Origin of the sequence: Tessaracoccus rhinocerotis (assembly GCF_007197885.1) — a bacterium.
Classification (GTDB): Bacteria; Actinomycetota; Actinomycetes; order Propionibacteriales; family Propionibacteriaceae; genus Arachnia; species Arachnia rhinocerotis.
This window is the reverse complement of the sequence record NZ_VKKG01000022.1, coordinates 216-693: the sequence shown is the minus strand read 5'-3', so window position 1 is coordinate 693 and position 478 is coordinate 216. Positions and strand designations below refer to the sequence as shown.

Annotated in this window: 1 protein-coding gene; it reads left to right on the top strand. The window is 60.9% G+C overall.

The window, feature by feature from the left end:
- Positions 1–478, top strand: a 478-nt coding sequence (locus FOJ82_RS16375; protein ID WP_221933207.1) for a hypothetical protein, incomplete at both ends; no start/stop codon positions are given.

The following is a 478-nucleotide window of genomic DNA, read 5'->3' as shown; positions in this document are numbered from 1 at the left end:
GGCACCCACCATGATCCTGTCTTCTGACGACACCACCCAAACGCTTGGCTTTGGTGAGATGACCCGCATCTCGGGTACCGCCCAAGACGGCATCTACCAGGGCACCGTCACCATCCCCACCACAGCCGCGACCGGTGACTGGACCGTCAAGATCTACCCACTGGAGGACTCTCTCGGCAACGACGACTCCACATTCCACGAGCACCCCACCAAACTCACAATCACCAACACCCCCGCTGATACTGAGGCACCGGTGTTGTCGGAGTTCGACTTCACACCTACAACTGTTGACGTTGCTGGCGGTTCTCAGGAAGTAGTCGTGACTGCCCGCGTCACCGACGCCACCGGCGCCCTCGCGCCGGCCATGATCCTGTCTTCTGACGACACCACCCAAACGCTTGGCTTTGGTGAGATGACCCGCATCTCGGGTACCGCCCAAGACGGCATCTACCAGGGCACCGTCACCATCCCCACCACA